This window comes from Acidisoma cellulosilyticum (genome assembly GCF_020621385.1).
Lineage (GTDB): Bacteria > Pseudomonadota > Alphaproteobacteria > Acetobacterales > Acetobacteraceae > Acidisoma > Acidisoma cellulosilyticum.
Genome location: NZ_JAESVA010000002.1, coordinates 689,598 through 713,923 on the forward strand (window position 1 = coordinate 689,598; position 24,326 = coordinate 713,923).

Below are 24,326 nucleotides of genomic sequence, written 5' to 3' on the forward strand. Positions count from 1 at the left end.
CAATGGCCTTCGAAGGACAGTTTGACCGCGAGCGTGATGGCAAGATCGATGCCGATGGCGAAGCGCTCGGGCAGGCGCCAGCCGCTGGCGCGCACAGTGAGGCGCTCGGTGGTGGCCAAGCGCAAAAGGCCGGCCGCGATGACAATGACGTCGCGTTCGAGGATCTGAAGCGGCAACTCGACGACGAGAAGCGCCAGCGGCAGAATGCCGAGCAAGGACAGCGCCGCGCTGAAGAAGAGGCTGGGCGTCATCGTGCGGCGGTGGCGACCAGCGAGCAGTCAGTTCAACAGGCCAATCTCACGGCCGTTTCACGCGCCTTGGAGGGCCAGGAAGCGCTGCTGGCGAATCTCCGAAACAGCTATGCTGCAGCGATGGCTGCCGGCGATTATACGCAGGTCGCTGATCTGCAACAGAAGATGTCCGAGGCTGCGGCCCGGAAAGTGCAGATTGAGGTCGGCAAAGGTCAGCTTGAGCAGGCCATTCGCAATGGCCCGACGCAAAACCAGCAGCACGGCGATCCGTTCGAAGCGCAGCTGGCACGCTACACGCCGCGAACACGCGATTGGATCAGGCAGCACCCCGATCTTCTGCGCGATCAACGCATGACCAACCTTGCCGTCGCCGCGCACCATGAGGCGATCGCGAACGATTTTGTCTCGGATAGCGACGGATATTTCGACTTTCTGGACACCAAGCTCGGCTTCAAACAAGCCGCCGGCGATCAAGGCCAAAATGGTCAGACCCACGGCGGCAATAGCAGCAGTCAGCAGCAGCCGGTGCGCCGAAATCTGGCCGCGCCACCCTCTCGCTCGGGTACGGCCGGCAGCCGTCAGGCGCAAAAGGCTGACATCCGCGACATGACGCCGAAGCATCAGCAACTTGCTCGCGAGGCAGGTTTGACGGATGCGGAATGGCTAAAAAATTACAACGAGGGCCTCTCGGATGGCTCCGTCAGCCCGATCCACTGAGGAATCCATCATGGCAGTTTCTCCCCGCTCTGAAATGCGTCAGGACGATGCGCGCGAAAATCTGCGCGAAGAGCCGGCGCGTCTCACCCGCCGCCGCGGCCTGCACACGGACAAGTATCATGTGCCTGATGATCTGAAGCAGCCTGACATGTCTTACGAGTGGAAAACCGCCACCGTGACGGGCATGGAACAGATGGAGCATCAGGTTGAACTGGCGGCGAACCATTGGAAGCCGGTTCTGGCATCCGAGATGCCGGGTATGATGCCGGCCGATTACAAAGGCCACGTTAACCGTGGCGGCCAGGTGTTGATGTGCCGTCCTGAGTATTTGACGCAAGAGGCACACGAAGAAATCCTTGACACCAGCCTACAACGTGTCAAGAACCAAGAGCAACGACTCGGCATGTCCAATAGGGATGAAGCGCCTCGCACGGCCCCGAAGGTCTCGCGCGCTTATTCTCCCGTGACACGGTCCGACAAAGCGAGCGTCCGCGTCATTCCGGAATAGTTCCGGAGCGCACCAACCGAAGTTCCTCACGTCGCAGGGGCTTTATCCAGAACATAGCGTGTCGCCCCCGGCGTATCGGGCAAGCGAGGCGACAGGATAGGAATTGAACCCGTGGCGAATATTCTCGCCCCGTTCGGTTTCCGGTGGTTTCGTGAGCTCACCGGTGTGGCACCGAACTGCGCGCAATCTGTGCGCAAGATTCTCTCGACCAATACGACCGCCATTTTTCATGGCGATCCGGTCACCAGCCAGTCCAGCGGCTATATCCAGCAGGCCGCGCCCGGCACCACCCAGATCGCGGGCATCTTCGTCGGATGCCGCTACCTGTCGAAGTCGATGGGCCGCACTGTCTGGAACAACTACTATCCCGGCGCTGATGCGAATGGAGATGTCGAAGCCTATATCATTGACGATCCGAATGCCGTTTTCGCCGTCCAGGCAAATGGTGGTCCCGTCGTTCTCGCCGATGTCGGACAGAACGCGAATTTCGCGATCGGCACCGGCAATACGCTGACCGGAATGTCGGCCGCTTCGCTCGATTTCTCGACCGTCGCCACCACCGGAACGCTGCCCTTCCGCATCATCGGCTATGGCGGCGCAACCGGCTTCACGCAGGCCGGCCCCGGCTCCGACCCGACCACGGCGTACAACTACGCCTACGTCACATTCAACAATCAGGACTTCAAAGTCCTGACGGGCGTGTAAGGGGGAGCTGACAAATGCCCATTTCGCTTTCGGCCATCAAGAACGAACTCCTCCCCGGTCTGCGCGGCGTCGTCGGCAAGTACCAGATGATCCCGCGGATCTACGACAAGATCTTCGACGTCGGCCAGTCGGAGATGGCGCTCGAACGCACCACCGAGATGCGGTATCTCGGCCTCGCCCAGCTGAAGTCGGAAGGTGGTTCCACCGCGTTCGACAACGACGCAGGTGAGCGCCTGGTCTGGAACCAGGAGCACATGGAGCTTGGCCTGGGTTACGCGATCACCCGTAAGGCGATCGACGACAACCTCTATAAGCGCCAGTTCAACCCGTCGAATCTTGGTCTGATCGAGAGCTTCAATCAGACCAAGGAAATTTACGGCGCGAATTTCCTGAACACCGCCAATGTCACGAATGCCTATCTCGGTGGTGACGGCCAGCCGTTCTGCTCGACCGCGCATCCGATCGACGGTGGCACCTATGCCAATGCGCCGGCCACCGCTGTCGACCTGAACGAGAGCACGCTGCTCAATGCCCAGGTGCAGATTTCTTCGACCATCAAGGATCAGGCCGGGCTGCTGGTATGGGCTCGCGCACGCAAAGCGATTATCCCGCCGGCGCTGGAGCCCGTGATGATCCGTCTGCTGAAGACCGAGCTGCGGCCCGGCACGGCAGATAATGACGTGAATGCGATCCCGGGCACGGCTGGCGGCATCCCTGAAGGGTATGTCGTGAACCCGTTCCTCACGTCGCCGTATGCGTGGTTCCTGCTGACCGACATCAAGGGCATCCTGTATCTGCAGCGCATTCCCTTCGAGACGGACATGCAGGTCGATTTCGTCACCGACAATCTGATGGTGAAGGGCTACGAGCGGTATAGCTTCGGCGGATACAATCCCCGGTCGCTCTATGGCAGCTTCCCGACGAACTGAGACCGAGAGGGGACCCGTCAAATGGCCGCAACTCACTTCTCCGGTCCAGTTCAGGCCGGCACCAAGAAGGATGCCGATCAGACCGGAGCCGCGAATATCGGTTCCGTCCTTCTGACGCAGACTTTGACGTTGACGCAGAACGGCACGACGGCGGTCACCGCCGCGTTCGTGCTGCCTGCCAATTCGCAGATCGTCGGGTTCAATGTCGACACCGTCACGGCCTGGAATTCGGGCACGAGCGATACGCTGACCATCGGCACGGCTGCGGCAGGATCGCAGTATGTCGGTGGCGTCAGCGTAGCAACGGCCGCGCGCGCCGCAATCTCCTATACGGCGGCGGAATTGCTCGCGATGTCCAACATCGGGGTCAACACCACCGTCGACGTGACTGTCACGCCAGTCGGCACGGCGGCCACGGCCGGCACCACCATCGTCACCATCGAGTATATCCAGGCTGCGCAGTAATCGCTGACGTCAGCCGACAGGAGCAGGACATGACCAAGCAGCGCAAGGAAGGCGGCAAAGTTTCCGACGCGGACTGGGATGCCAAGGAAGGCGACAAGGCAGAGGACAAGGACACGTCCGAGACCTATGCCGGCAAGGGCTCGAATGTCGAGAAAGAGTCCAAGGGCGAGATGCGCAAGCGCGGCGGCAACGTCACGAAAAGTCGTCACGAGCGCCATGAGCGCAAGCGCGGCGGCCGCACCGAGAATATGGAAGGCATGGCTGCGAAGAAGCGTCTTGACCGCCCTGGCCGCAAGCGCGGCGGCGGTGTGGGATCGGACAGCAGCCCGCTGACCACTGCATCCCGCACGAAGGACCGCGTCGGCGGCTCCGAAGACTCCCGCTCCGGCGGTTGACCGTCTGATGGCTGGGGCGCTCCAAGGCGCCCCAGTAACTCTCATCGCGAAATCACCTTTTGAGGGCGCCCGATGGCAAATCCGATATCCCGGGTCATCACTGCCACGGGCACCTATGTTTTCGCGCTCGACTACATGATCAATCCGCTCAACGTCGCATGGGAAGTCCAGGTGCTAGGCACCGGTTCCTATGAGCTCGATGCGACGACCGACGCGATCGACTTCACGGTGGGTGTCGGATATGGCGTTCAGGTGTCTCCGAACCCTGTGTGGGATGTGGTGCAGGCGGCTGGCACCACCGCTTCCGCCAATGGTGTTATCACGGCCCCGCGCCAAGCACTGCGTCTCGTGGTCGCTACGGTTACGGGTGCTGGCGTCAAGATCAACATCATCCAACCGATGTCGATCAACTAGCCGAGGCGCTTGAGCATGTCAGGATCTGGGCTCGGGCAACCAACCGGCACGACGGCGTTCAACCCGTCGCTTGGCGAATCTGTCCTCTATGCGTTTTCCCGCTGCGGTATCCGTCGCACAGCGCTGACGGCCGAGCATTATGCCGACGCTCGTATGGCCGCGAACCTCATCCAGTCAGACTGGGACAACGAGCAGCCGAACCTCTGGAGCGTTCAGGAACAGACCATCCAGTGCGTTCCGGGCCAGACCTCTTATGTGGTCAATCCTGACACGGTCCTGATCCTCGATGCCTTCCTGCGCATGAACAGTGGGCAGCCCACCCAATACGATTTCTTCATGACGCCGGTCAGCCGCACCGAATACATCTCGTTTCCAGATAAGGTCACAGTCGGGCAGCCGACCGTCTATTGGTTCGACCGACTCATCGAGCCAACTGTGACCCTCTGGCAGCCGCCGAGCCAGGGGGAGTGGGTTTTCCATTTCTATGGCGTCAATCAGCTCCCCGATGCCGATTTGGCCAATGCCGCGACGCTCGGCCTGCCCTTCTACTTCTTGAAGGCCTTCACCGATCGCCTGGCGGCGGAACTGGCGGTCTCATATGCCCCGGACCGGGCGCAAGCTCTGATGATGGTGGCAGACAAAAGCTTCCTCAAGGCGAAGAACAGAAACGCCGAGAATGTGCCGCTGCAGCTCGCGCCGGCACTGGGCGATTATTACCGGATCTGATGCGATGTCTTGGCGACAAAACGGCAGAGCAAGGGTCAGCACCAGGAACCCGCAGGCCCAGGCCGTCTGCGACAGGTGCGGTTTCCGGTACAATCTCGTCGACCTGAAATGGCAGCACGACTGGCGCGGCACTCGCCTGCAAAACCTATACCGACGCGTCTGCACGCCGTGCCTGGACAAGCCCTTCGAGCATTTCCGACCAATCATCCTGCCGCCCGATCCGGTGCCGGTCTACCAGCCGCGGCCGGACCTCTATGCGCGGCAGATGCCATACATCATGACCGATACTCAGGGCCGCGAGATCACCGACACAAATGCCGTATTCCTGACGGCTAGTTCCGCGCCCCAGCCGCCGCCGTTGAGCAATGCCAATTCCACTGTCACAGGCGTGATGGTGGACAATCTGTCTTTCCCGCTCCTCGACGACCAGGGGCGCACCATCACAGCCGATGGACTGGGTCCTTCACCTGACATTCTGACCAATGCTCAGGCCCAAGATCGGTACATTCTCCGGGCGCCCCTTGGCGGTCCGGTCATCCTTATTCCGGACTGATCGTCATGGCCGAACCGACGACCCCACTAAAAGGCTTCACGATCCCCAATACTGGGGATCAGGTTAATGCGTGGGGCCCTTCGGTAAACGGCAATTTCTCGCTCATAGATTCCCTTTTGGCTGGTGGGACTTTCGTTCCGGTGACGACTGGAACCGTCACACTGACGACGGCTCAGACGCAGTTTTTTCGCATCATTTTGACGGGATCATTGACGGGTCCGGTCACTGTCGTGGTTCCGCAGAAGGCCAGTTGTTATTCGTTTCAGGACACCACAACAAGAAATGGGTATTCTATATCGATCACCACCTCAGCCAGCGGCGGCAGAAATCAGAACATCGGAATGAATTTCTGTCAGGTCTTCACAGACAGCGCGAGCGTTTGGTTTCTCTCTCCGCCGGCTAATTTCGGTGACATGAACCCCAACGCTGGTCTTGGTGTTCCGCCGCTATATTTGGCTTGCAATGGGCAAGCCGTCAGCCGCACGACTTACCTGGATCTGTTCAATACGATTGGAGAAACCTACGGAAGTGGAGACGGCTCCACAACCTTCAATGTCCCTGACACCCGCGGGCGCAGCATATTCGGGCCCGACGCCGGCGCCGGCCGAGTGACATCGGCCTCCGGTTTTGGTAGCGCGACAATCGCCACTTCAGGCGGCAGTGAACTGCTTCAGGCGCACACCCATGGCATCACTGACCCAGGGCATGCGCACACGGTCACTGATCCCGGTCATAATCACACCCAAAATCCCCATAACCACAACCTGACCGATCCCGAGCACACGCATGGGGTCAATGATATCGGCCACGTGCATACATATGGCAGCGTTGGGACGGCGGGATCGGGTCAGGCCGGAGCGGCAAATGCTTCAGCTGGCGGCCCAGGGACAACAGGCAGTTCTCTTACCGGAATATCCATCCAAAGCGCCCTAACGGGTATCACCGTTAACAATGCAACTGCGACGAACAATTCGGCAATGACAGGGATCACCATTGTCTCGGCCGATACAGGAATAAGCGTCGATTCGACCGGCGGAGGCGGGTCTCAGAATATGCCGCCGGCAATTCTGATCCCCTGGATCATCTACGCGGGCCAGTGATCCATGTCTTACGATTATGCAGGATATCAGACCGCGCTTGTGACGCTGATGGCGACGACGACGGAAGACCCCTACTTCGTCACGATCCTGCCCGACATTATTGATTATGCCGAGCTCCGCATCTATCAAGAGCTCGATCTCCTCAATACCCGATTTCGGGATGCGACAAGCACCACGGCGATCGGAAGCCGACAGGTCTCTCTTCCCGCCACGCTCATCGTCTTAGAGACCTTGGCAATTATCTCACCGGCTGGAAGCACAACCGCAACCTCCGGCGCGCGCCGGATATGCCAGGCAGTGACGCATGACTTCATCGACATGATCTATCCGTCTGATGGCGTCGCATATCAGGCAACCCCGCAGTTTTTTGCGATGCTGACCCAAACCACGGTCCTCCTCGGGCCTTGTCCAGATGGCGTCTATGGGATCGAGATCACCGGCACCTCGCGTCCAGCGCCACTGTCTGATGACAATACCACCACTATGCTGACAGAAATGCTTCCGGCTCTCTTCCTTGCCGCAAGCATGGTTTTTGCTTCCGGCTATCAGAAGAATTTCGGTTCTCAGGCCGACGATCCCAAGATGGCCACGTCTTGGGAGACGCAATACAAAGAGTTGATGCAATACGCAAAATCCGAAGAATTCCGCAAAAAGATGCAGAGTTCGTCCTGGACGTCGCAAATCAATCCAACCTCAGTCGACAAGCAGCGCGGCTGATCTATGCCTCTGCAACAATTGAAAATCCGGCCGGGGATCAACACCCAGTTGCCGCCCATTCTCAATGAAGGAGGATGGTCTCAGTCCCAGCTCATTCGCTTCGAGAATGGCCAGCCGCAGGCTATCGGCGGGTGGGTAAAATGGTGGGAAACGGAGCTTGACAGCCCTGCCCGCGCGATCCGGTCCTGGGCAGATTTCAACGGCACTGTGTGGACGGCGGTCGGCACGGATACCTCCGTCTATGTGATCGGAGATGGTCAACAGCTCAATATAACGCCGATAATCAATACAACAAATCCGACAGTGGATTTTTCCACTGTAGAAGGCAGTACCACCGTCACAATTCTTGACAATGCCGTTGGAGTCTTGAACGGAACTGCAGTCAATATTGTCACTCCCGTGGCAGTGGGGGGAATTGTCCTTCAAGGCCTCTATCAGATTACCATGCTAAATTTTGACTCATTCACGATCACGTCGTCTTCGAGTGCAACATCAACTGTGATCGATGGTGGTATCGTTCCTTCATTTACCACAATGTCAGGAAGTTTGACCGTTACGGTCACTCTTGAGAACCACGGCTACGCGGCGCAAGAGACTTTTGGAGTCACTGTTCCGGTGACGGTTGGAGGATTGACGCTTAATGGCGCTTATCTCATCGAATCAGTCGTAGATGATAACACATTCACCATTTCGGCTGTAAGCGCCGCGACGTCTTCTGCAACCGCATTGATGAACGGTGGAAATGCCCGATTCGTCTACTACAATGCCAACCAGTCGACATATGTGAGCTATGGTTATGGCATCGGTGGCTATGGGCTTGGTGGGTATGGCGAAGGCAGCATTTATGTGCCGCCCGCCGTCACTCAGGTTCCTCTCTGGACCTTCGATACCTGGGGTGAAACGCTGATCCTCTGCCAAGGAGGTGGCCCTATCTTTACATGGACGCCTGAGTCCGGGCAAACGCAGGCGCAATTGATTGCCGGTGCCCCGCCGATCAACGGCGGAATATTCGTCGCCATGCCTGAACTGACGCTTGTCGCATGGGGCTCATCGACATCGGGCATTCAAGAGCCATTGCTCGTCCAGTGGTCGACGATCGGCGACTACACGAATTGGATTCCAACGGTAGAGAACCAGGCCGGCAGCCAGACGATCCCGAGCGGATCCAGGGTCGTCGGCGCCATCCAAGGGCCCCAGCAGGCTCTAATCTTTACCGACGTCGATGTTTACTCGATGAACTATCTCGGGGGATCTGGTGAGGCATCCCTCGCTTGGGGCTTCATCAAGCTTGCCGACCACTGCGGGCTGATTGCCACCAGAGCGGTCTGCGTCTTGGATGAGACGGTCTTCTGGATCGCGGGGCCATCCGGCTTGCAGGACAGTCAGGGTCCATCCGGCGGTCGGTTCATGGTCTACAATGGCGGCGTGACGGAGCCACTGCCCTGCACGGTCTATGACACGATCTTTCAGGATCTCGACTGGGCGAATTCCGAAAAGATCGTCGCGGCCTCAAATGCCCTTTTTCACGAGGTTTCCTGGTTTTATCCATCGCTCTCAGGTGGATCTGGCGAATGCGACAGCTACGTCAAATTCAACAAGAAAGAGAGCACGTGGGATTTCGGCAAGCTTCCGCGCTGCGGATGGCAGGACTATTCAGCCGCAGGAAATCCGATAGGGGGCGGCTCGGACGGATATCTCTATGCCCATGAGGTCGGCATCACGGCCGACGGTGCTGATCTGAATTGGTCGGTCGCGAGCGGCGCCGTCATGATCGCCGAAGGCGACATGATGATGTTTGTCGATTGGCTTCTGCCAGAATTCTACTGGGGCATCCGAGGGACGCCGACGACAGTCTCCCCGGTGACTTTGACCATCAGCGGCTATCGTTTTTCGAATGACGTAGCGCCCGTCACCCAGAGTTCGATGACTTTCACGCAGTCCGGTAGCGGGTTCAGCAATCCAAGGGTACGCGGCCGCAACCTGAGCTTCACCTTCGGCGGACCGGGTTTCGCGCGCCTCGGCAGCATTCGGTATCGCGCTGCTCCTGATGGGAAATATTGATATGGCCAGCGGTCCATCAGGAAACGGTTTGTCAGGAAGCGGCCTCTCAACCGTTGAGACGCTGCTCCGGCAGCTGATCCAGGCAGTGAACGGCCTGGGCACGGTGATTTCGAAAGGTTCATCGACGTCCACGACCACAGCGCTGAGCACCAATTCACCAACGGCCACGGCCGGAGCGGCGACCCTTCCGGTCGGTCCTGTTGGCTTCATCACGTTCACCGACACCTCCGGCACCGTCCGCAAAATCCCCTATTACGGCGACTGATCATGGACACATCCGGGCCAATGGCGATCGACGAGGCAATGCACGTCGCCGGGCAGCCTATCCATGCCCCGCAGCCGAAGACGACTGCGCCCGCAGGAAATGGGATCGATTTCGGGGGCGGCCTCATTGATGCGCCAGTCCACGGCCGAACCGACAAGATCCCGCTGAATATCCCGTCGGGGTCCTATGTGCTGCCGGCGGATATCGTCTCGGCGATGGGGCAGGGCAACACACTGGCCGGCGCGCGGGCCATCCAGGAGGTCATGAAGGGCGCGCCGTATCATGGAACCTCCGGCCCTTATGGCGCGGGCCAGATTGCGATGAAGCACGGCGAGGGTCGGGGAATTCCAGATCCTCCAGCGCTCATGGCACCAGGCAAAACGGCCGCGGTCTCTTCGCCAGCGAGGGCGGCAGGCGGGCGGGCTCTGGTTCGCGCCGCCGGACTGATGATAGTCGCCACGCGGCCGCACGTCTCTGTGCTGTTTATCAAGCGTTCCGGTGTCGGCGATCATGGCGGCGAATGGTGCTTTCCCGGCGGTCATATCGATCCTGGTGAGACGCCGGCCCAGGCGGCCCTCCGCGAAACGCACGAGGAAGTAGGCTTCCCGGCCGGCGGTCATCCCGCGCTATGGACGCGCCGCGTTGCGGATGGGGTCGATTTTGCGACCTTTATCGTGAAGACGCCGCAGCCGTTTCGTCCGCGCCTCAACGGGGAACATACCGATGCCGTTTGGGCATCTCCATCTCACCCACCGATGCCGCTCCATCCTGGCTGTCTCGTCGCTCTCGACAAGCTGCGCGGCATGGTTGGCGATAAGGAAGGTGGCCAAACCGGATCGGCAGATAAAACAGAACTGGTCCCAATCATTGCAGCCGGCGGCGAATATATCCTGCGCCCTCATGAATGTCGCTGGTTGGGGAAAGGCGATCTTGAAAAAGGTCATCGTGCCCTTGATCAGTTTGTCATCGAGACCCGTGGCCATCTGCGCAAAACGCTCGGCAAGCTCAAACCTCCAAAGCGGGATTAGCAGATGACCATGAAAACGGATGCTGCAGTCAAGGTGCGCATTGGAAATCCGGGCGACTTTGATCAGATGATGCCCTTTCTCATGCAAATGCACGCTGAGAATGGCATGGCCGCGATGGATCCCGATCTTGTTGCGCATTCACTCTTGCGCGGTCTTCATCGAGACAAGGCTGTTGTCGGTATCGTAGATGATGAAGGCAAGATTGCCGCATCGGTCGGTCTTTTTGTGGGGCGCTGGTGGTATTCCTATGATTCCCATCTCGAAGACTTCTGGAACTACGTCGATCCGGACTACCGGAAACATCACATAGCCCGTCCGGTCATCGAATTTGCCAAGCGCGCCGCTGATAATATCGGCGTCCCGTTGCTGATGGGCGTCACGAGCAATGAGCGCACGGCTGCCAAGGTCAGATTGTATGAGCGGCAGCTTCCATTTGTCGGGGCTGCATTTCGATATGTTCCGGACGTGAAGGAGGCTGCTTGTGGGTAAGGGTAGCGGCGGCAATACAACAACCTCAACTACGACGCCAAATCCTGCGGCGTTGGCTCAATACACGAACGTCAGTAATCAGGCGAACACGACTGCCTCAAACCCCTATTATTACTACACGGGAGACCAAGTCGCAGGCCTGAACAGCGACCAGCTATCCGGCATTGGGTCGATCGGCAATCTCGCTTCGGCGATGGAGAATCCCAGCAATACCTATGGGATGGCTTCGCCTTATATTGGCTCTTCTGCCGGCATGACGACGGATGCGGCAAATACGTATGGCAGCCTCGGAGATTCATTGGCATCTCTGGAAAACCCAAGCAATACCTATGGGCAGGCAACGCCGTACTATAATGCAGCCTCGTCTCTGATTTCTGCTGGTTCTTCGCCGATCACGTCGAGCGATATCAACCAGTATATGAACCCGTATCTCTCTCAGGTTGGTCAAACAACTTCGAATGAGATGAACCAGAACAATGCTATCCAGCAGCAGCAGCTTCTGGGCAGCGCCGCAGCGTCCGGTGCGCTCGGCGGCAACCGGGTGGGTCTGGCACAATCCTCGCTCGCCAATCAGCAGGATCTTGCCGAGAATGCGACCTTGGCCAACATCAATAGCCAGGGTTACACCTCCGCGCTCGGCGCCGCGCAGACGCAGAATTCGCAAATGCTCCAGGCAGGCAGCCTTGATAGCCAGCTGGGCCAGACTGCGGAGAATTCTGCACTTTCGGGGTTGGAAGCACCTTTCAGCGCCGCCAGCACCATGGGTTCCGGCTTGCTCAGTTCCGGATCGCAAATGGGTAATCTTGGGTCGCTGAACCAAAGCGCCTCTACCAGCGCCCTGGATGCCGGTATGACCGGCGCTCAGTCCCAGCTGACGGCCGGATCGACCGAGCAGACGCAGCAGCAGAACGCGCTTAACGCCGCGTATTCGCAATGGCTTGGCAGTGTCCAATACCCCTACCAGGACACCGACTATCTAGCCGGAATCCAGAGCAGCATCGGATCGCTTATGGGTGGGGACAGCAGCACCACCGGCCCGAGCCCGAACCCTTATTCCGAGACGGCTGGTGGTCTTCTTGGCGTGGCGGGTCTTATCGGTGGGACTGGAGGTTTTGGAGCCAAGGGCTGGCTCACTGGCCTTCTCAAGCGCGGCGGCAGGGTTGGGCGAGCTACCGGCGGAGCGACCGCAGGCGTCTCGGGCCTGACGGGGCAGGACGAATTCGGCACGACAGATAATGCCGGTTATATTGGCCAGATGCCGCAACTGACCCATGGTCAGGGCGCGCCGCAAGCGCCGCAGGGTGGGCAAGGAAGCCAACAGAAGATCGCTGGCTTTTCCTCGATCCCCGATCTGGTCAGTTATCTGAACGGAGCCAAGCCGAGCGCAAGCGGTTCAGGCGACACGGGTGGCTTTTCCACAACTCCCTTTACCACTGGCTTTCAGACCGAGAAGCGTGGCGGCCCAATAGCGCGGCGTGATGGCGGTGGCGAGGTGATGGGCGCGCCCCCCGAAGCGCCGAGCGCTGAATCCATGGACGACTATCAGCTTCTGTCGCAACTCGCGCCCGGCGCGGCGATGCAGAAGATCCAATATGATGCGCCGCAGGGTGTCTATAGGCGTGGTGGCCAAATCTCCGGCTTTGCCAGCGGCGGCACGACCGGATCACAGGGCATGCAGGGCGTTTCCGGTATGACGCTGGTCAATCCCGCGGAGGAGACCAGCGGGATCAACTATGGCGGTTCCAATGCCGCTGGCACATGGAGCGGGGCCACACTTCCGGCCGCGCCGCAGACCAGTGGCATCTCCATGCCGACCGGTCAGAACAAATCCTATACCACACCGACGACGAGCGGCTTGTCCATTCCGACATCGAACACCGGCGGCAATTATGCGGCCGTGACCGGAACGGGATCGGGTCAGGCCATCAACCCGTCAACCGGTGTCCCAGATAACTATTCAGCGCAAATTTTTGCTACATCGCCTTACTATATCAGCGGCACGACATCATCTGGTCTGACGGGTGGCCAGAGTAATGCCGGAACGCCGGCCAATTCGACAAGTGTCAGTAATTCCACACTGAATCAGATCCTTGCCGACCTCAATCAGACTTCCAGCTCGAAAACGAGCATGCCGACAACCGCTGATTATCTGAACGATCGCGGTCTGCGCCGCGGCGGTCGCGTGGGTTTTGCCGACGGTGGCGACGCGGGCGGCGACGGCGATCCGGCGATGATTCCGACCGGCCAAACAAATGTCCGCGGGCAGATGATCTATGCGCCAGCGCCAGTCGCTCCAACGACACCACCATCGCCGCCGCAAGCGGGTTTGGCCGGATTGGCAAATTCAACCTCTTCTGCATCTCCTGCGCCTTCTTCCACATCGACACCGCCTCAACAGGCTGGTGTTGCCAGTCTCGCCAATCCACCTCCGGGTGCACCAGCGCCTACCCCTGCGGCCGCCGCCGCGGCACCGAGTGGATCTGCATCGCTACCGGCGAACATGCCGGGAGATGCCACACAGGCAGCCAATCCGCCCGCGCCGTTCACACCGACGGCAGGTGGATTCAATGCGGCGCCCGGCGCACCGCCCGCATCCGGCCCGTCGCCTAGTCCGGGTGGTTTCAACGCGGTGCCAACCGTGCCGCGTGGTGTGCGCGACAACAACCCGCTGAACCTGGACTTTTCTCAGGGGCAGGCGGGCCTCGATCCCAATGCGCCGACCGATGGGCAGGAGGCGCGCTTCCAGACACCGACCCTCGGTATTGCTGCAGCCACCCACCAGCTTCTCACTTATCAATCCCAGGGCGTGAATACGGTTTCCGGGGTTGTAGGCAAATGGACGGCCGGCAATGCCTCACCGCAATACCTCCAGGCTGTGTCGAGTGCTCTGGGCGTGAAGCCGACTGATCCCATCGACGTTTCGGATCCGGTGACAATGCAGAAGATCGTGTCTGCCATGATCCCCTTCGAAACGCCGAATGGTGCCGACCCGAAAACGATCTCGGATGGCGTGCAGCTCGGACTATCGACATATAAGCGGCCGGGCGGCGCGCAGTACGCTCAGGCCGGAAATGTCGCCTCAGATGCGTCGTATGGCGGCGCGAACGGTGGCGGACCATCGCAGGGCGGCTTCTATTCGCCATTCACGCCACCGTCGCAGATGGTGTCGGCAGCCGATGCGGCAAATCAGCCCATCTCCACACCAAACTCTTCTCCAACGACCGGCCTGGAAAAGATGGAGGAAAGCCCCTGGATGGCACTCGCCAATGCCGGATTCGGGATGATGTCCAGCGCGTCTCCGTTCTTCGGTGTCAATATCGGTCAGGGTATGCTCGATGGCAGCCAGTATGCCCAGAGCATGCTTGGTCAACAACGGGCTCGTCAGGGCATGCAGTTTGATCAAGGAAATAAGCAGACTCAGAACAACCTCGTGCAACGCAGTCAGGGTCTGCAAGGCGGCGCCGGCATGGAAGGCGCGCAAGGAAACGCTGTGGCCGGACTGAACGCGCTGTCAAACTTGCCGCCGCTCATGGGTGCGGCGGCGGTCGGTGCGCCTGGCGCTGCCTCGACGCTTAACCTTGCAGGCATCAAGACGCCTCAGGTCGCCCTTCCTGGTGCCACCCCTGTCGCAGGTATGGGATCTCCCGGCGGTGGTTCGGCACCATCAGGAGGATCGGCGAGCGCGCCTGCCGGAGACCCCAACCAGATGCTGCCGCCCGCGACGATCGGCAGCATGTCCTTTCCGGCCCAATCGCCAATGGATCGCATGAATTCGATGTCTATCTATACGGGTATGGGCGGTGTCGTCGGCAATGCGGCGAGCAATTATTATAATCAAGCTAAGGACGCCGTCAGCACGGGTGGTTTCGTTAACCAATTCGGGCAGAAGGTTAATCTTGCTGGCGCGGTCGGCGCAGGCGCGCAGGCCACATCCGTGCAGGGCCAAGTCACGCAAGAGGCGTCGCAGTGGAGCAATATGCATGAAGAAATGCAGGGCACTGTCACTTCCCTTACACAGATTCACGAATTGGCCAATGCGGCGAACGAAGCGCCTCCGAGCAAGTTCCAGTCCACGATAGCCGGCGCGGCGTCGACCCTGACTGGCGTTGCTCAGTCCCTTGGCATTCCCGTCAGCCAGAACGTGACCGATTATGCCTCGGCATCTGACCTCATGAAGAAGATCAACACCCAGCTTGCGGGCAACATCGCTCGTTCCTGGGGAGACAAGGCATTTGCCGCGCTGCAGACCGTTCAGAGCGCTGTTCCAAGCGGCAATATGTCTTCGCCGCAGTCCTTTGCGCAGGTCACGCGCAGTGTCGGGCAGCAGCTTCAACTGCAGCAGGATCTTTATGGCTACGGTGTCCAAAACCGGCAGGCGCAGCAAGCGCAAGATCCGTCCAATCCCTATGGCTGGGAAGATCAGTTCTTCCAGTCGCATCCGCCGCAGATGTACGCCAGCCGTGTCAATCCGCTTCCGTTGCCGGCATCCGGCGGCAAGGTTGATGCGGGTCAGCTGAAGCCCGGCTTTAATTACACGGTCAACGGCCGCGTCGGGCAATGGACGGGGTCTGGCTTTGCTGGCGTCGATGCCCTCGGAAACGCCGGACAATGACATCAGCTCCCTCTCTAACCGTCGACGACTTCATGAAGGTGGCGACGCCCCAGATTGGCGTTGGTTCTTCGCCGCCCGTGCAGTCTGGCCCGACGGTCAATGACTTCATGAAAGCTGGCACGCCAGCACCGGGCATCGAACCTTCTTCCGAGCCCTCGGCCACGCCACCGCAGCCGCCGGCCTCCGGCGGCCCAACGGTGGAGGATTTCATGAAGGTCGCTACTCCTCAACCAGGGTCGTCGCCAGAGCCCGACAGCGGGGCAGTCTCATCGCCTGGTATTCTGCACAGTCTGGCGGCCGGCGCGGCATCCGGCGTGCAGGATGTGGCGGATGCTGCGAAGTGGATGTGGAACAATGCCAGCGCACCCGGGCTGGCTGAGGTCGAAGGGGGCAATCTCAACACGGCCGCCACTCCGGATATGATGCTGCCCAAGAAGACTGCGCCGGCGCAGATTCCCGTCGTGTCGAAATTCGTCCAGCAGAACCAGCCTCAGACGCTCGGCGAGAAGATGGCCTACGGCGCGGGCGCGATGCTGCCGTTTGCTGCGAGCCAGTTCATTCCCGGCGCTGACGCCGCGAGCGAGGCCACCGCACTGAGCAAGCTGTATTCGGCTGCCAGGGGTGCTGGTGCCTTGGCCGGGTCCGGCGCGGCATCTGGTGCGGGCGGCTTCGAAGGCCAGCGGCTGGGCCAGATGGTGGGCGGTGACATGGGTGGCGAGATCGGCGGAACGATCGGTTCTCTTGTCGGTGGCATCCTTCCCCTGGCTGGCGGCTATTCTGCCGCCAAGGCGGCGGATGCGATTGGCGATTTCGTGCCGCTAACCACCGGCGCCAAGATGAAGGGAGCTTCCCGGGTTCTGGCCAATGCCGATCCCGATCTGACGGCCGCGCGCGCCAATGTATCGGCAAGGACGGCGCCCGGTGCCACCATCCAAGCCGGCGGTCGTAGCGTGCCCCTCGGCCCAAATGGTGAGATCGTGGATGGGGCCACGCCGACGGCCGTGCAGATGGCCGGGTCAACGCCCCTCGCCCGGGTGGCCGAGGGTCTCAAAGCGCGCGGATATGGCGATTCTCTCGTCGAGGCTGAGCAGAATCAGGAAGCGGCCCGGGCGAATGCGGTCCGTGGCCTGGCACCGGATAATGCAGACACCTCGTCTCTTGGGGCTTTTTTTCGACAGGCCCAAGGCGATCAGGACGCCCTGTATCAACGCCAATTGGCCGGTGAGAACCAGACCAGAGATGCGGCACTTGCGACCCAGCCGGGGGCGGCCGGCGAGATCCAGCCCTATCAGGCCGGTCAGCAGCTCCAAGGTGCGCTGAGCGCTGGCGACCAGGCGCGGAAGCGCGCGACGGACACGCTGTTCAATGCCCTGCGTCAGAAGAACCCGGTGATCGACGTTACTCCTCTGAAGCAATCCGCCTCGGACATCGAAAGCGGCATCTCCTCATTGCGGGCCGGAGATGTTTCTTCAGCAGAGCGGGAGCTTTACAAGCGGGCACAGGCCTTGGGTTCGGCCCCGAACACAACCTGGGGGCAGGTCCAGCAGCTCCGTAGCGAGGTCGGAAACGCAATCACCGACAGCACTGTGCAATATGGCGCGGCAAGCCCCGCGACGCTGCGGCTATCTCGGCTAAAGAGCGGAATTGATGATGCGACGGCAAGCGCCGTTGACCGTCTCCCGTCCCAAGATCCGGCGTGGGCCGCACTTCAGTCTCAAGTGGTAGGAACCATCCCCTCGCAAGCGTCCGTCGATGAGGCTAGAATGGGCCTCGAACGGATGGCGGCGACAGGCAGGGCGAGTGAGAACAGTACACGCACGGCTACAGGAGCGGATGGCTCACCTTCGGGATCTCCTGGATCAGGTGGATTACCGCAAGAAGGTGGAGAGCGTTCTGGAGTTGGAACGGCTGGCGCTCGGCCGGGAGGATATGGTGGAGCTGAGCCTGATGCGCTTAATGCGCAAGGAGCTTGGGATTCCTCCGACGCCGCCACCTACTCAGACGCCCTAGCCCAACACGCGGCGCGCAAGCGGCTCTATTCCAATCCACAGATTGGGCACATTCTCGCAAAAGCACCGGGAGGCAATCTGGCCTTGGCGCCAGAATCCGTCGTCAAGGAAGCGGTGCCAACTGGGCCGTCCGGTGGTGTCATGGCGCGGTCCATCGCGGCTACTGCGCAAGACGACCCTAATATCATGAACTACTACCAGTCGATTGTCGGCCTCGGCCTCCGCAATTCCGTTGTTCGCGATGGCCAAGTGAATCGAAGTCTTCTAGCGGCTTGGACGCGTAATCATCAGGCGCTTCTCTCGGAGCTACCAGAAACTGCGCGACGACTGACGTCGATCGACTCCGCGCAGCAGTTCGTAGATGAAGCTGCAAAAAGTGCGGCTGTAGCTTCAGACGTTTTCAAGACCAAAGCCATCTCATCGCTTATGGGTGGCGACGACCCCTCTGTTTCCATGCAGCATCTTTTGAATGGAACAACGGCTGATGCGGCTAAGTTTTTGAATTATATCCGCCGCGATCCGGCGGCTCATGCCGGCGCTCAGAAGGCCATGGCGGACAATTTAGCCAACTCTCTCCTATCGCCTAAGGCGGCAGGGTCAGCGGGTGACGAGGGCGTTCAGATTTCTCGTGTTCGCGGCCTGCTTCGTGAGCCATCAAAATTGGCCATCATAAGGTCAATAATTGGACCGCAGGCGCCTCAAACACTTCGCCGCATCCTCGACGATTACGACCTCTACAATACGCCGGCCATGAGCCGGCTAGGCGCGGCAGGCTCGCGCACGACGCCGCTGGCTCATGCGGCCAACAACATCGGACAGCCTACGACCACGCTCGGCCGCATGATGCAGGAATTGTCCCGCCCGGTCGTCAATACCGTCCTGGCTGCCGCCACCCACCCGGCGGCAGCGGTGCCGACCTTTCTAGCATCGACCGCCGGGCAGGCCATCATCTCCAAAAGCCGCGAGGCAGTTGCGCAGATCGTTGCCCATGCTCTGGTCGATCCCAAGTTGTTCATGAAGCTGACGGCGCCCGTTCCCCGCGAGGCCGGCGCGGAAGCCCGGTTCGTGAAACAATTGCGCAGCATGCTCGCCGCAGCCGCGCTTCAAACGTCTCCTTCCTCTCAAAACTGACGCCTGACAATTCGTCTTGAAACCGTCCGCGCAGGCGGATGATCACTCACGCCTAGTTTTTGTAGAGACAACTAATGGCACAATTTAATCAGTATCCGATCCCTAATCTTCCTCTATCGGGAAGCGAGAAACTTATGCTTTCTCAGCAGCAGGGAGAGAAAGATGTCACAGTGACTGCTTCTCTTCTAGATCTTCCCGGCATCGCAATCCCATCGTTTACGGGCGCTGGGGAGGCACTTGAGCCAGGGGCCACACCGACTGTCGATGTCACGGGAGACGATGTCAAAAATCTTACTCTCACAATTGGCGTCCCCGCAGGCGCGCCTGGAGACAAAGGTGATCCAGGCCCTGCAGGTGCCGATGGCGCTCAAGGTGGGACAGGTCCGGCAGGACCGCCGGGGGCGGCAGGTCAAAATTCAACTGCCGGGACGTCGAAGGGATTTTACAACGCCGCAACAAATACACCAACGCTTTCGGCTAATGGTGGCGGAGGATCGGTAGGCGACACTTACACGATTGGCAACGGCGGTGCCGGAACCATGACGATCGATGATGTCGGTGCATTGGCGGTCGGAAACCGGATACAGTGTGTCAACGTCTCGACCGGAGTCAATCAGTGGCAATCAATTCTAACACCTCAAGGAGCGCAGACATTCAGTGCAGTGTCATCTCAATTGGTTACAGTTAATACTATAACGTTTACTGTTGGTGGTCCGAAGGCGCTATCGGCCGATGATGGTCAGGGTAATATTTCCACCGCATGGGAATATGATGGTTCATTTACCATCAGCTATGCAAACATTCTCGGTGGTGTTGGAACTTTGGGTCTTCTCTACGGAAGCACTTTTGGTGGCCTCACAATCTTTTCGAGTCCCGCATACGCGATAGCCTTTGGTGACCCTCAAGGCAATGTCGGCTTTGGGCTCCGGTGGGACGGTACGCTTGATGGTGAAGGCGGCTCCAGCGGAGGCGGAGGATCGTCAGTTCCGCTCCCGACTTATTTTAAAGATCCAAATCAATCCGGATTTGTTCCCCCAAATTTTGCGATTCTCAGGGGGGTTAAGCGTTGGCGCATGCTCTACATTGGAGGGCAGTCACTTGATGTGGGTTTTAATCCAAACTCAAGCGACAATCCGATAATTCCGAATGCGCTCTACCCTGACAACGTCTTTATGTTCAATAACATAAATGGAGGAAGCCCAAGGGTAAATGGAACTCCTGCAACAGGCATCGTCCCGGCACATGATGTCCTCACTGATTTCGCCACCCTAAATGCGCGTGGTGAACGTGGGGTAGCTATTGGGACGCAGGTTGCCAGCATGCTCGCAGGCCTTACTGTGCCTGACAATGATCAATATTTCGTCATCGCCAATGGCGCAGTGAGCGGTCAAAGCGTTCAAAACCTTGGCCGGGGGACACAGCAATACATAAGTTATCTACAGGTTTTGCAGGACTTCAAGCGCTTGGGTGCTGCAGCTCTTTACGATGAAATGATCCTCGACGGAATTTTTATTGATCAAGGTCAAGCCAACACGTCTCTTGTCAACTCAGTCCCTCTATCATTTGGATTTGCGAAAGAGGATTTCGCGCGCAACTGGGAAAATCATCTTTGGAAGATGTTTGAAGATGCGCGACGCATTCTGAATAATCCGCGGGACCCGAAAGTCTACATCACAAAGGATAGTCAAGTAGCCGTTCAGGGTTCCGTGACATCTCCATTCAACGACCCCATCCTTGAAGCTTGGGAACTTCTTCGAGAGAGGGCTTCGGGATACATTCGCATTGTAGGGTCGGACTGGGTAGCTCAACGCCAGCAGCCGGTTGTCACCTTTGGCCCAGGTGCGGAGCATTGCAGCAGCTATGGATGCTATCAACTTGGGGTCGATGCTGGTGTCGCATATGCCGCTGAAGAATTTGGTGAAGGCTGGTCGCATATGCGTCCAACCGATGCTTGGTGGAGTGGCGCGAGCCAGCTTACGGTTCGATTCTATGTGCCCTTCGGAGGTGTGCCTATCCTAGATACGACGGAGACTGTTATTGGTCTCACACCAAATAGCACGACTGGAGTTGCAGCAATCGCGGGCTTTTATGGTCTATTCTTCAATGATCGAAGTTCATCGCCTCCTGCGATCGTGAGTTGTTCTTTAGTTCCTAATGTTGCGCCCACAGCGAGCAACTTTGCCTGTGATGTTGTGTTCAATCTCGCAACGCCACCGGCGCAATACTACAGCTGCCAGTTCGCGGGAGGCACGGTCAGATCAACGCCTGGTGCGGATGGTCCGAATGCGGGTGCTCGCCTGCCTTTCCGGGGCAGCATTGGATACCCATCCGTCGCAGAACCTGGGGTGACTAGATACCCATTCTGCGCATCCTTCATCATGCCAATCGCAACTGCATAGTTTCGGCACAGGAATTTTTAGATGAGCGGTAATCTCCTCACCATCACATCCGTCAATCCAGTGACGGGTCTAGCCGCCGATTTTACTGGCAAGGCACAACAAGTCGCGGTTCCTATCGTAACTGGGCTCCAAGCGTACCATCGTTTCGGCCTAGATCTGCCAAATTGTTTAAAAAACCGCGCGCCTATCTCAGGAACGGCTGCGGCAAAAATAACTGGAACTGGCCCTATTTCGATTGGCACTTCTCCTCCCTCAATGGAATCAAGCGGTCCATCTGCTGGTATCCAGCTTGGCGTACCGGACAGCCCGAATCTCACAATTATCTTGGCGATCGAGCCGTTGCCCGTTCCGCCAACCCCGGGAGTTGGTTCGACTTTTGTGGCGCTATGTTCCACTGCAGTCAGTACGATACTTGGTTTTAATTTTATCTTCAGCACTGGGCTGCAACTCACAGCGTTCTGTTCCGGTGGCACAATAACTCCTGCCACTCTCGCTATGGATGATACGCGAGCCAACATTGTCAGCATAGAATTTGATAGCTCCATTCCATCTGCGCCTGTTCTTACGGTGAGGAACCATACTGCGAATACGGTATCAGCCAGAACAGGCACTTTCGCGCTCTCTCCATCGGGTACTGGAATTTACTTGGGCGGAACTCCGGTATCGACGATTAATAATATTGGACCTTGTGCCTACCTTACGGCAGAAATTCATAATTCTGTTCTTAGCACAAATGATCTGAACACTGCAGTAAGCAGCATCAGTAGCAAGCTGGCTTTACTGACGCCTCCAGTGATTGCTTAGACGAAAGAAAATATCGGATTTTTTTTGACAGTTAAAACTCTGAGGCTCTTCTAAAGGTAGTCCTCCGGCCTCGAGCTTTGTTTGATGAGGAACACTCCATGCCAGAAATTGACAACGATGATGATGTCAGCCCGAGCAGTTCGATGCCGATGCTCGTTGGTGATTTGCGCGGCCGAATGCGTGCGCATGAGCGCCGGATGGATCGCCACGAGAATTGGGTGGGTGAAAAATTCACCTCACTTGAAGGAAAGATTGATGGCGTCGACGCGAAGGCCGACAAAATCTTGGAGGTGATGGCGTCTCAGGCCGGCGCCAAGGCTGTTCTTCGTGTCCTCATGCAGCCCGCTTTCATAGCCTGGGGAACAGCCCTGTCGGCAGCCGTTGGTCTCGTGATGCATTTCATTCTCAAGGTGTCTCTGCCGTGAGCATCACCCTCACCCTTTTCTTCAACTCGATCCGGGGCCCTTTATTCTCAGGAGCCCTCGGCGTCGATCAGGTTTCTGGCATCAATGCCATTCTATCCGCGTGGGAAAGCATCCTTCCGAATACCGACGAACGGTGGCTATCTTATGTCCTGGCTACGACGTACCACGAGACTAACAAGATGATGAAACCGATCCGGGAATATGGCCTGGGTCGTGGGCGCACCTACGGCATCGCCGATCCCATCACGCATCAGATCTACTATGGCCGTGGTTTTCCTCAACTGACCTGGAAGATCAATTATCGCAAGATGGGCGAGAAGCTCGGCATCGATATGGTCAGCAATCCGGATCTCATGCTTAGTCCCGCCGTCTCCGCGAAGGTCATGCTCATCGGTATGCGTGATGGCGACTTCACTGGAAAATCTCTCGCTGATTACTTCAACGGCGAGGAAAGCGACCCTGTCAATGCGCGTCGCATCATCAACGGAACCGATTGCGCGGCCCAGATCGCCGGATACTACAGCCATTTTCTCGCGGCCCTCGATGCCGCCACTCCCATTTCTCAGGTGATAACATGACCGATCTCAACCGCCGGCATCTTGGCGCCATCATCCTCGGGGCCGGCGCACTCAGCCTGTCGGGATGCGCCGCACTCGCTACCAGTGCCAAAACGCTCGAAGGGGATGTGGCGACGACCTTCAGCGATGCGGTTGCGGCTGCCAAGATCGCCGCCGCTGCCGTCGCGACCAAGACGGAAGCCGTCGTCGCCTCCATCACCACGACCGCGACAGGCGAGGTCTCGGGCTGGCAAGAAATCCTCGGCCTGGCCGAGCAGGCGCTGTTGGCCCTGGCGTCGACCAACCCGCTCGTCGCCACGATCGAGACCGCGATCTCCGCCGGCACCACCATCATCAATGCGCTGCCCGGGGCCGTGAGCGACGCGACCGAACTCGCCAGTGCGCTCGGGCTGCTTTCCACCGCCACCAGCACGCTGCGCAGCGCCGTCGCCTCGGCCGGCAGCTTCACCGTCACCGCCGCATAAGGAGCGAAACATGAACACCGATCTGCTTTGGGCCGCCGTGCTGATGATTGGCACCGGCCTCCTTGGCCTTGCGGTCAAGGAAATCACAGCCTGGCAGTCCACCAAGGATGCCACCGATCACCCCGCGCTCCTGCGCTTGTCGGCCCTGTTCGTCGATGTGGCCAATTCGGCGCTGGCGATGCTCAAAGCCAATCCTACGATGACGCCGCATGATGCGGTCGCCTGGATGAAGGCCGAGACCAAGGCATCCGCACCTGGGCTGATCACCGAACTGGGCGACGACGCGACCGAGGAAGGCATGACGATGCTGGCGCGTCGTAAGCTGGTGTCCGCCGCTCAGGCGACGAACCTGACAGATGTGGCTGACAAGGTGATTTCGACCCTTGCGCCTTCCGCGGCCACGGCCCGCATTGCCCCGGCTCAGATCGTGGCAGTCGCTGCGGCTGTCACCACCGCAGTCCCACTGTGACGGCGGAGAGCCTGCTGGCTATGTTCCCAGGCTTGGCGACGCTGTCGGCTCCGGTGGCAGCAGCCGCTCCCGTGCAACCGGTCGCCGCCCAAGCCTAACCCGCTAAAGTCCA

General features: G+C 59.0%; 23 protein-coding genes. All 23 read left to right on the forward strand.

Going from position 1 to position 24,326, the window contains the following annotated elements; genetic code table 11:
• The first annotated feature begins 2 nt into the window (after window positions 1-2).
• The 23 genes from ACELLULO517_RS07755 (at window position 3) to ACELLULO517_RS07865 (ending at window position 24,214) form a co-directional block, all read left to right on the forward strand.
• Complete coding sequence (locus tag ACELLULO517_RS07755; protein ID WP_227306727.1) at window positions 3-968, forward strand: hypothetical protein; 966 nt, start codon at window positions 3-5, stop codon at window positions 966-968.
• 10 nt (window positions 969-978) lie between these two features.
• The gene (locus ACELLULO517_RS07760) at window positions 979-1,476 is read left to right on the forward strand and encodes a hypothetical protein (protein ID WP_227306728.1); all 498 of its coding nucleotides are present in this window, start codon (window positions 979-981) and stop codon (window positions 1,474-1,476) included.
• A 111-nt stretch (window positions 1,477-1,587) separates the two neighbouring features.
• On the forward strand, window positions 1,588-2,181 hold the full coding sequence (locus ACELLULO517_RS07765; RefSeq protein ID WP_227306729.1) for a hypothetical protein: 594 nt from the start codon (window positions 1,588-1,590) through the stop codon (window positions 2,179-2,181).
• A gap of 14 nt (window positions 2,182-2,195) precedes the next feature.
• Complete coding sequence (locus tag ACELLULO517_RS07770) at window positions 2,196-3,110, forward strand: hypothetical protein (protein WP_227306730.1); 915 nt, start codon at window positions 2,196-2,198, stop codon at window positions 3,108-3,110.
• A 21-nt stretch (window positions 3,111-3,131) separates the two neighbouring features.
• Window positions 3,132-3,575: a hypothetical protein gene (locus ACELLULO517_RS07775; protein WP_227306731.1), complete on the forward strand. Its 444-nt coding sequence runs from the start codon at window positions 3,132-3,134 to the stop codon at window positions 3,573-3,575.
• Between the two features lie 29 nt (window positions 3,576-3,604).
• Window positions 3,605-3,970, forward strand: coding sequence for a hypothetical protein (locus ACELLULO517_RS07780; protein WP_227306732.1), 366 nt, complete (start codon window positions 3,605-3,607; stop codon window positions 3,968-3,970).
• 72 nt (window positions 3,971-4,042) lie between these two features.
• Window positions 4,043-4,384 (forward strand): hypothetical protein, encoded by a 342-nt coding sequence (locus tag ACELLULO517_RS07785; protein WP_227306733.1) that lies wholly within the window; start codon window positions 4,043-4,045, stop codon window positions 4,382-4,384.
• 15 nt (window positions 4,385-4,399) lie between these two features.
• Window positions 4,400-5,110: a hypothetical protein gene (locus ACELLULO517_RS07790; RefSeq protein WP_227306734.1), complete on the forward strand. Its 711-nt coding sequence runs from the start codon at window positions 4,400-4,402 to the stop codon at window positions 5,108-5,110.
• 4 nt (window positions 5,111-5,114) lie between these two features.
• Window positions 5,115-5,663, forward strand: coding sequence for a hypothetical protein (locus ACELLULO517_RS07795; RefSeq protein ID WP_227306735.1), 549 nt, complete (start codon window positions 5,115-5,117; stop codon window positions 5,661-5,663).
• A 5-nt stretch (window positions 5,664-5,668) separates the two neighbouring features.
• On the forward strand, window positions 5,669-6,763 hold the full coding sequence (locus ACELLULO517_RS07800) for a tail fiber protein (protein WP_227306736.1): 1,095 nt from the start codon (window positions 5,669-5,671) through the stop codon (window positions 6,761-6,763).
• Between the two features lie 3 nt (window positions 6,764-6,766).
• On the forward strand, window positions 6,767-7,480 hold the full coding sequence (locus ACELLULO517_RS07805) for a phage adaptor protein (protein WP_227306737.1): 714 nt from the start codon (window positions 6,767-6,769) through the stop codon (window positions 7,478-7,480).
• 3 nt (window positions 7,481-7,483) lie between these two features.
• Window positions 7,484-9,541 (forward strand): hypothetical protein, encoded by a 2,058-nt coding sequence (locus ACELLULO517_RS07810; protein WP_227306738.1) that lies wholly within the window; start codon window positions 7,484-7,486, stop codon window positions 9,539-9,541.
• A gap of 1 nt (window position 9,542) precedes the next feature.
• Entirely contained in the window at window positions 9,543-9,806 is a 264-nt protein-coding gene (locus ACELLULO517_RS07815; protein WP_227306739.1) for a hypothetical protein, read from the forward strand.
• Between the two features lie 20 nt (window positions 9,807-9,826).
• The gene (locus tag ACELLULO517_RS07820) at window positions 9,827-10,834 is read left to right on the forward strand and encodes an NUDIX hydrolase (protein ID WP_227306740.1); all 1,008 of its coding nucleotides are present in this window, start codon (window positions 9,827-9,829) and stop codon (window positions 10,832-10,834) included.
• 3 nt (window positions 10,835-10,837) lie between these two features.
• Window positions 10,838-11,323, forward strand: coding sequence for a GNAT family N-acetyltransferase (locus tag ACELLULO517_RS07825; protein ID WP_227306741.1), 486 nt, complete (start codon window positions 10,838-10,840; stop codon window positions 11,321-11,323).
• On the forward strand, window positions 11,316-15,935 hold the full coding sequence (locus tag ACELLULO517_RS07830; protein ID WP_227306742.1) for a hypothetical protein: 4,620 nt from the start codon (window positions 11,316-11,318) through the stop codon (window positions 15,933-15,935). Before ACELLULO517_RS07825 ends, ACELLULO517_RS07830 begins: the two co-directional genes overlap by 8 nt.
• On the forward strand, window positions 15,932-19,075 hold the full coding sequence (locus ACELLULO517_RS07835; protein ID WP_227306743.1) for a hypothetical protein: 3,144 nt from the start codon (window positions 15,932-15,934) through the stop codon (window positions 19,073-19,075). Before ACELLULO517_RS07830 ends, ACELLULO517_RS07835 begins: the two co-directional genes overlap by 4 nt.
• 74 nt (window positions 19,076-19,149) lie before the next feature.
• Window positions 19,150-21,474, forward strand: coding sequence for a hypothetical protein (locus tag ACELLULO517_RS07840; RefSeq protein WP_227306744.1), 2,325 nt, complete (start codon window positions 19,150-19,152; stop codon window positions 21,472-21,474).
• A gap of 21 nt (window positions 21,475-21,495) precedes the next feature.
• Window positions 21,496-22,278 (forward strand): hypothetical protein, encoded by a 783-nt coding sequence (locus ACELLULO517_RS07845; RefSeq protein WP_227306745.1) that lies wholly within the window; start codon window positions 21,496-21,498, stop codon window positions 22,276-22,278.
• Window positions 22,279-22,376: 98 nt separating this feature from the next.
• The gene (locus tag ACELLULO517_RS07850; protein ID WP_227306746.1) at window positions 22,377-22,703 is read left to right on the forward strand and encodes a hypothetical protein; all 327 of its coding nucleotides are present in this window, start codon (window positions 22,377-22,379) and stop codon (window positions 22,701-22,703) included.
• Window positions 22,700-23,281: a glycoside hydrolase family 19 protein gene (locus ACELLULO517_RS07855; protein ID WP_227306747.1), complete on the forward strand. Its 582-nt coding sequence runs from the start codon at window positions 22,700-22,702 to the stop codon at window positions 23,279-23,281. Before ACELLULO517_RS07850 ends, ACELLULO517_RS07855 begins: the two co-directional genes overlap by 4 nt.
• A complete protein-coding gene (locus ACELLULO517_RS07860) occupies window positions 23,278-23,745 on the forward strand; it encodes a hypothetical protein (RefSeq protein WP_227306748.1) in 468 nt (155 codons plus the stop codon). Before ACELLULO517_RS07855 ends, ACELLULO517_RS07860 begins: the two co-directional genes overlap by 4 nt.
• Window positions 23,746-23,755: 10 nt before the next feature.
• Window positions 23,756-24,214 (forward strand): hypothetical protein, encoded by a 459-nt coding sequence (locus tag ACELLULO517_RS07865; protein WP_227306749.1) that lies wholly within the window; start codon window positions 23,756-23,758, stop codon window positions 24,212-24,214.
• Window positions 24,215-24,326: the final 112 nt, after the last annotated feature.

What these genes read in the sequence shown, in the direction of transcription:
- ACELLULO517_RS07755 (WP_227306727.1), top strand. Translation starts at nt 3, where the DNA reads ATGGCCTTCGAAGGACAGTTTGACCGCGAGCGTGATGGCAAGATCGAT.
- ACELLULO517_RS07760 (WP_227306728.1), top strand. Translation starts at nt 979, where the DNA reads ATGGCAGTTTCTCCCCGCTCTGAAATGCGTCAGGACGATGCGCGCGAA.
- ACELLULO517_RS07770 (WP_227306730.1), top strand. Translation starts at nt 2,196, where the DNA reads ATGCCCATTTCGCTTTCGGCCATCAAGAACGAACTCCTCCCCGGTCTG.
- ACELLULO517_RS07775 (WP_227306731.1), top strand. Translation starts at nt 3,132, where the DNA reads ATGGCCGCAACTCACTTCTCCGGTCCAGTTCAGGCCGGCACCAAGAAG.
- ACELLULO517_RS07780 (WP_227306732.1), top strand. Translation starts at nt 3,605, where the DNA reads ATGACCAAGCAGCGCAAGGAAGGCGGCAAAGTTTCCGACGCGGACTGG.
- ACELLULO517_RS07785 (WP_227306733.1), top strand. Translation starts at nt 4,043, where the DNA reads ATGGCAAATCCGATATCCCGGGTCATCACTGCCACGGGCACCTATGTT.
- ACELLULO517_RS07790 (WP_227306734.1), top strand. Translation starts at nt 4,400, where the DNA reads ATGTCAGGATCTGGGCTCGGGCAACCAACCGGCACGACGGCGTTCAAC.
- ACELLULO517_RS07795 (WP_227306735.1), top strand. Translation starts at nt 5,115, where the DNA reads ATGTCTTGGCGACAAAACGGCAGAGCAAGGGTCAGCACCAGGAACCCG.
- ACELLULO517_RS07800 (WP_227306736.1), top strand. Translation starts at nt 5,669, where the DNA reads ATGGCCGAACCGACGACCCCACTAAAAGGCTTCACGATCCCCAATACT.
- ACELLULO517_RS07805 (WP_227306737.1), top strand. Translation starts at nt 6,767, where the DNA reads ATGTCTTACGATTATGCAGGATATCAGACCGCGCTTGTGACGCTGATG.
- ACELLULO517_RS07810 (WP_227306738.1), top strand. Translation starts at nt 7,484, where the DNA reads ATGCCTCTGCAACAATTGAAAATCCGGCCGGGGATCAACACCCAGTTG.
- ACELLULO517_RS07815 (WP_227306739.1), top strand. Translation starts at nt 9,543, where the DNA reads ATGGCCAGCGGTCCATCAGGAAACGGTTTGTCAGGAAGCGGCCTCTCA.
- ACELLULO517_RS07820 (WP_227306740.1), top strand. Translation starts at nt 9,827, where the DNA reads ATGGCGATCGACGAGGCAATGCACGTCGCCGGGCAGCCTATCCATGCC.
- ACELLULO517_RS07825 (WP_227306741.1), top strand. Translation starts at nt 10,838, where the DNA reads ATGACCATGAAAACGGATGCTGCAGTCAAGGTGCGCATTGGAAATCCG.
- ACELLULO517_RS07835 (WP_227306743.1), top strand. Translation starts at nt 15,932, where the DNA reads ATGACATCAGCTCCCTCTCTAACCGTCGACGACTTCATGAAGGTGGCG.
- ACELLULO517_RS07840 (WP_227306744.1), top strand. Translation starts at nt 19,150, where the DNA reads ATGGCACAATTTAATCAGTATCCGATCCCTAATCTTCCTCTATCGGGA.
- ACELLULO517_RS07845 (WP_227306745.1), top strand. Translation starts at nt 21,496, where the DNA reads ATGAGCGGTAATCTCCTCACCATCACATCCGTCAATCCAGTGACGGGT.
- ACELLULO517_RS07850 (WP_227306746.1), top strand. Translation starts at nt 22,377, where the DNA reads ATGCCAGAAATTGACAACGATGATGATGTCAGCCCGAGCAGTTCGATG.
- ACELLULO517_RS07860 (WP_227306748.1), top strand. Translation starts at nt 23,278, where the DNA reads ATGACCGATCTCAACCGCCGGCATCTTGGCGCCATCATCCTCGGGGCC.
- ACELLULO517_RS07865 (WP_227306749.1), top strand. Translation starts at nt 23,756, where the DNA reads ATGAACACCGATCTGCTTTGGGCCGCCGTGCTGATGATTGGCACCGGC.